We start from the raw sequence: 7,017 nt of genomic DNA, 5'->3' as shown, positions 1-7,017 counted from the left end.
TTGCTTTATTTTTCTTCTTTGACTCTGTATCTGCCAACTGCACTGAGGTACAAAAACCTTCAAAACCGGTATTTGACCCTGTAGTGCAACCTCCACCAGTCGCTGCATACCCCGTCGGATCTGTTCCTGCCATCGGATTATTGAGGATATACGAATACGGGTTAGCACTCTGGCTGTTCTCGGGGAACTGTAAGAACGGGTCAACACTTAAGAAACGCCCGACGTTGAAATCGTAAATCCGGCCGTTCATATGAATTAACTGCTGCTCATTCAAATGCTCATGGTCGGTGTAACCTTTAGTGACCCCTTGCCAAGCCGTCAGTAAGGCATTGCCTGCGGCAATATCCCGTGGCCGGCCGAACACATCATAACCCCGGTATTGCAGGACAGCGCCGGTTTGCCCATCGATTAAGGTATCGACACTGCCTAAGTGGTCCCTTAATACGTGCTGGAATGGTGACTGATTGCCTAAGGTCCCCACATGGGCTTTCATCTTGATGGTGTGGTCACCGATGTAAGTCTTATCGATGGTGGCACTGCTGCTCACCTCACGTTCAAAACTGCCTACATAGTAGGTAGTGGTGATGCTGCTACCTTGCTCTTTAACCTGTTTATAGCGCTGACCATTCGCATCATAACTAAAGGTACTGGTGGTGCCATTACGTACTACAGTTAACGGCTTGTTTTGGTCATCGTAGGTTAAGGTCGCCCCATCGCCAATTAACCGATTACCATTGTTATCATAGGTAAAGTTGTAGGTTGTACCGCCGCGAATAAACTGCCGTATCGCGTTTGGGCCTGCATTACCCCCTAAACCTTTACCCACGTTACCATAGAGATAACTGCTGCCATAATCACCTTTGACCAGAATATTCCCCGCGGCATCATAGTCATAATTGATAGGCGCATACGTGGTGCCTTTAATGGTTTTGGTGGAATTATCGACCCGCATCAGTTCATCGTAGGTATAATCCTCTGCAAAGCGAGCGATGGCATTTTCTTGCCGAACCAGATTGCCCATACCATCGTAGTCATAGTTAAGATACTGAATACCTACTGTGCTACAACTGCCGTTATTACTGGTACAAATCGAAAGTGGAGAGCCAGCTTCATTGCGGAAGAATTGTTGTATCTTACCGTTGCTGAATCGTTGTTGATTGATACTCCCTAAGGCACTGTACGACTCAACTGTGCGTAGAGACAATTCACTGCCATCGGTAAAGCGTTGATAGTCTTGTATCAGATAACCGTTATCATCAAAACGGTAAGCAACATGCTCACCACTGGGGAAAGCTATCGCTTTGAGGCGGCCAAATTGACTGTCGTAGACATACTTTTCAGTTAAGTTAAGGCCCCCCATTTGGGTGATGGTTTGTATCATTCGCCCCACGGTATCGTAACTGTGGGTTTGGGTGTGCCCTGCGACACTGGCTTGATACAACTTGCCATTACCGACCGTGGTGTCATACACCCAAGTACGTGTAGTTTGAGTATTGGTTTGCTTTGTTTGTCTGCCCAGTTTGTCGTAGGTAAACGTGGTGACGAGATTACGCGCATCAGTTTGGGTAGCTAACTCGCCAAACAGATTGTAACTGAATAGCCACTTACCCATATTGGGGTCATCAAACCATGCCTTGCGCCCCAAATCATCATACTGCGCAGTAATACGACTGCCGAGCACATCTTGAATGAGTACCGGTAAACCGGTGGCATTATAAGCAAAATAGCTGTGATGTCCTTTGGCATCGGTTGTACTCAGTAATTGGCCCAAGCTGTTATAGCTGCGACTCATTTGGAGATTAAAGTCGCCCGAGACATTTATATCGGTTCGAATACCATCAACATAAGTGTATTGCGATTGATAGGAGACCATGCCATCGTCATACAATTTGCGACTGGGTCGGCCTAGTACGTCAAAATCTTGATATTGCACGACTTCAGCCGTCCCATAGGATTGGGTTGGCCTAGTCTCGCTCACCAAATTGCCTCTAACGTCATATTGTTTTGCGGTAATAATATCCCCAGCAAATCCTGCAGTAACGGTCTTCACCTCTCGATTTAAGCTGTCAAAATAGCTGATGGTTTCCGGTTGGCCACTGCTGCGCTGCGTGACGCTATAGGCATAATTGCCAGTTAACCATTCCATACTGCTATACACGGTTGGCGAAACGACTGTGACCCCTTTAGCGCTGCCGCTACTGGTGATTTTGCCGATAAAGTTCACGGTATTGGTGGTGGTCACACCGTTGATATCTATCGAGGTGAGCACTGCACCAGTCAAGGGGTCGTATTGTGTTGTTGACGACGCGACACCCGGCCACTGGGCATTAAATGTTTGATACACAAAGTAACCATCATTACTCATGGAGACTTGGGTATAGCGGTCACCGACCGTGGTTTTTAATGCATGCCCATAGGGGTCATAAGCACTAAATTGCGTCGTACTTCCAGTGCCGGTTAAGGAGCCAATACCCTCGACCTTAGTCGATGTGAGCGCCATTACACCCTGCTCATTGGTACCATAGGTATGAGTGACTCTTTGTCCCGTTGCGGTGTTAGCAGGATTAAGCACCACACTTTCATGGGTTGTTTTATAAGTTACCGTTTGATTGGTGCTGCTCACCGTCGGCATTAACCAACCAAGACTATTCGTAAAGGCTTGGTTAGTAGTTTGAGTATGCAGCACCGTATTGTCTTCACTGGTAACCGTGTTTGAGGTGACTTGGCAGTGGGCATTTTTAAGTGTGGTCTCTTTGACCGTTGAAACTCTGGCACTCGGGTTAACAGTCCATTTTGTGGTCGTGCTTTCTTGAGGATAAAAACACGCGCTTTGGCCCACGACGTAACTTCCGGGTAAGGGGGCATTTTTTTGAACCGAATATTCGCTGAGGGTGTTATTGCTGCCATCAGTGACTTTGCTGTACTTCACCATTCCAGACCAAGGGAAGGTTTGTTCAAATTGAGTCAGAGTAGTAAGGCTTTCACTGTTAAGTGCATAGGTGCGCGTTTCAATGATGTCGCTGAAGCCTTGAAAACCTCGTCCAGCAACATGAAAACGCGCATTTTTATAGCTGTATTGGGTGGTATCGACCCCGCCAACCCCATTATCGCTCTTTAAGGTTGATACCACTCGCATGGTGTTGGTGAAGTAAACATAAGGATAATTTAATGTCGATTCTGCAACACTATAACGTTGCTTCAACTGGGTGTAATCCAGTTGGAGTTTCTGCCCCATACCAGTATTAACACTGTTGATAACAGTATCTTGTGTCGCTGCATGGGCAAACACTAGAAAACCTACCGGGTAACTACTCGGCTTGCCACCTTGCTTACTGCCATAGAACCAAGTGCGCTTGACTGCATCCGACTCAAAACCCACCCCAGAGACAAAATCGACGCGGCCATCGCCCGTTAAATCAATCGGTGATAGTGTTGCTAACGCGCCATAAACTGGCAATTGCACATCGGTAAAGGTTTTGCCATCAGGGTTGGTGAGCAGTACGTTCCAGTACCACACATCATATTCATAAAATTTTGGCGCAGAAGCCCCATCTACCGCCGCACACGCTTCATTAGTGCTCCAGGCCCAACATTCGTAAGTATATTTTTTACGAAATCTATCAGGATACAGAATGTCTTGGCGGCCATCGCCGTTATAATCGACAAATTGGATAAATTGCTCATGCACATAGCCTGCAGGCCCTCCATGGAGAGGGTCCTCGGCAATCTTGCCACCGTCGACCGTCCAGGCGAGCTCTTTTATTCCGGTGTTATAAGGCGCTTCAAATAATCCCGCGCCTTTATTGATAATGATATGTCGCGTAAAAAAGTTGTCGGTACTTTTGACTTTGTGCAGGGTTAAAATGTCGCTTAACCCGTCACCATTCAAGTCCACCCATCGACTGGGGGTGGCGCGATACAGCGTATTGACACTAATGGCAAAGGTTTGGTTTTTCTCGATAAATGAAACCGTGTTATTCGCACGGTTAAAGACAACCTTGTACCATTTTAGCGTTGAATTAAATTGGCTTGGCGCTAAATCTGGCACGCCATCACCATCCACATCGATGGGAATTAACGGCTCTGCAGCGCTGACACTGAAACTGCCGCGATAATCAAAACCATCACCCACAGCTTTACGCTGGTAAGCCTTATAGGTGATAGTGAAATTACCGACACCGGCTTGCTTGTTGGTGGCTAATAGAATGTCTTTGCGACCATCCCCATCAAAGTCCATGACATGGCTGGCGCAAAATACATCTCCAAGCATTTGAGATACTGAAGCATAGCAAGTGGCGTTAATCCCCGTAGCATAAGCACGCTTTATGCTGCCATTAGGTTGTAAGCTCGTGATGATTAACTGTGAATTATTATCGGTGTAGACAAAATCATCGGCCCCATCAAGGTCATAATCAATGGCACCATTAACCACATTGGTACTGTATTCATTCGATGCGGGAACACCATCGCCATTAATGTCTCCAGCCCAGTTTTCAGTACTCTTATACGGCAAAGTTCGATAACTGACCTTGGTGCCTGTACGAGAAAGATAGATACCATCTAATGGGATAGATAAATCTGCCACCCCATCACCGTCATAATCATTATCTTTGCGCACAGCCAAACCGACGGTGTAATTGTCATTGATGGCGGCAAGCGCATGATTTGTTATCAAGTTATGCTGATAACTGCGTTCAAACCAACCAAAATCGGTATTCAAGCATTGACTGGGGTCGGTACCATCACAGTAAGATAAACTGGCAAGTCTCGCCGCATCATTAAGTGCAGTGGGATTAAGTGGCGCATAATTCAATAGCCACTGCGCTTTCACATCGCCGTCTATCAGTACATCAATGCCACTGATGCGTTTATTGTTAATGCTATAGCCACCCCAATGGTAACTGGTTTCTGCGGGTACAGCAGTGTAGTTAATGTGCACACTGCGTGACCCTTGAACACCTTTATAACCAGTGTAATAAATATCTTGAAGGTATCGATTCCCTGCTGAAGAGGTATCGTAAAAATACGAGACCTCATTACCATGTGAGTCTTGTGTCAGTTGTTGCAACCAAGATGACGCGACACTGACGCCTACAGGGGTAATCCTGCTATTGGCATTGCCCCCTAAAAGATGGTAAGTGCCATTAGCTTCATACACTTTAAAGTAAACTGAACTCGTGTTGAGCGCGCCACCGAGCTGCTCAATAATGACCGTGGAATTTCGCTCCATTTTATAGAACGTGCCTGATGCCCCGTAAACGCCTTGCGCACTCGAATTAGGTGGAGCTGTCACGACCAGTCGACTACCGTTGTAACACAACTTGTCATTACTGCTGTAGGTGGCATTGCTTGCGGTTGCATCTAAATCATAGATTTGGCTACAGCGTGAAATGCTGGAATACGCAGATAGTGACCAGCCCATCCCAGCCAAACCTTCTCCCGCTTGGCTGCTGTAATTAAGAGATAGCGAGGGCTGCATACCATTTCGTCCGGGCGCAATAGTTAGCGGCACAGTGTAAGAAAACGCGCCACCATCAACCGTCGCTTGCCCTTGAATCTCGCCGACTAATTCGTCAAACGCAGGTGACACTAGTGAGTTGTTTGCATCCGGGATAGTCGCAATACTGGCTAGGATTGATGATTGAGAGGGCGTTCCACCCGTAGGTGCGGTGCCAACAAGTGTACTGGCACTGTAGGCGCTGCATGCCGTACCAATACAGGCATTGATGCGGTAGTAATAGCCTGAGAGTGTTTTACCTGAGAGATTCGCAGAGCGAGCACTTGTCCAGCCAGGGCAATATGTTCCCGTTCCGCCGCCAAACGAAAATGCCATCAAAATTGGTGGAGTAGTCCCCTCATCGGGGCTACCAAGTCCACTATAAACAGTGCTCCAAGTATTGCCGTCAGTAGATTCCTGAATATTGACCGCTGTCACCGTGCAATCAATGTTCCAGTGCAACTCGATTGTTGAACTTATCTTGCTACCACTCAGCGGCGGGGTTGCAGGGGGGAACGCAGCATAACTATTTGGCATCCAGACAAGACAAAGCAATAGCATTAAAGCGGCAAAAGATGAGTTACGGTGCGGTGTCCACAGTGGCAACATGATATTCCCTTTAATCCAACATCCATTTTTGTCAAATTAAAATACAAAAAATAAAAACATAGTTGCAACATGTTAAAAACACTCGGTTAATTTAAGTGCTTGCGAATCAATATTGCGATAAGGTTGACTACGGTAAATAGGGGATGTTTTTTTTGGGGCAATGCTACCGTGCGATTAGACCAAGGCAATGGCGCTTAAGACGACCACTGCCTTTATCCATTTACACCTCAATGGATTCAGATATACGCAGTGCATCTTCAATCTCAACACCCAAGTAGCGGACGGTATTATCCAACTTGACATGGTCAAGCAAAATTTGAATCGCTCGAATATCTTTTGTTCGGCGGTAAATCAGCGTGGCTTTGGTTCGGCGCAGTGAATGCGTGCCGTACAATTCACTATTTTGGCCTAACTGACGCGCCCAGTTTTTGACTATAGCGCGGTAATAGCTGTAACTCATCGGTTGATGAGCACATCTTGGGCTCGGAAATAAGTAGTCCTCTGCGATGAGCCGCTTTTCGAGCAACCAAGAAGTCAGACAATGTTGAGTTGGTGGTGTAATTTCAAACTGCACTTCACGGTGAGTTTTACGCTGTGTTAATCGCACGCGCGGATTGATGATGCCTGCTGAGGTAATGTCTTGAACCTGCAAATGCAGTAAGTCACAAGCGCGCAATTTTGAATCAATCGCTAAATTAAGTAACGCTAACTCTGCAATATTATGCTCTAACTCTAACCGAGTGCTAATGCGCCAAATCTCTTCCAATTTAAAAGGTCGTTTTTGGCCCATGGGATGACCTTTATTCCAAGCGTCCATACAAACCTCCTCAGGTTGTGATGAATAGACACTTAAATTTTAGGAAATGGTGCGCTTAATTGGACACATATGGATTATAAAATCTCATGGATAA

At 46.4% G+C, this 7,017-nt stretch carries 2 protein-coding genes; both read right to left on the bottom strand.

The window, feature by feature from the left end; genetic code table 11:
* A partial coding sequence (locus KO531_RS22070) for a SpvB/TcaC N-terminal domain-containing protein (protein ID WP_219252241.1) occupies window positions 1-6,106 on the bottom strand: 6,106 nt, incomplete at its 3' end.
* Between the two features lie 220 nt (window positions 6,107-6,326).
* Window positions 6,327-6,923: a tyrosine-type recombinase/integrase gene (locus KO531_RS22065; protein WP_131523253.1), complete on the bottom strand. Its 597-nt coding sequence runs from the start codon at window positions 6,921-6,923 to the stop codon at window positions 6,327-6,329.
* Window positions 6,924-7,017 lie beyond the last annotated feature (94 nt).

The organism is Shewanella sp. NKUCC06_TVS (genome assembly GCF_019345515.1).
GTDB classification, from domain to species: Bacteria; Pseudomonadota; Gammaproteobacteria; order Enterobacterales; family Shewanellaceae; genus Shewanella; species Shewanella oncorhynchi.
Note: the sequence above shows the minus strand (reverse complement) of the source record. Positions and strands in the feature narration are given on the sequence as shown.

Coding starts and splice junctions, on each gene's coding strand:
- KO531_RS22065 (WP_131523253.1), bottom strand. CDS start 6,923: ATGGACGCTTGGAATAAAGGTCATCCCATGGGCCAAAAACGACCTTTT.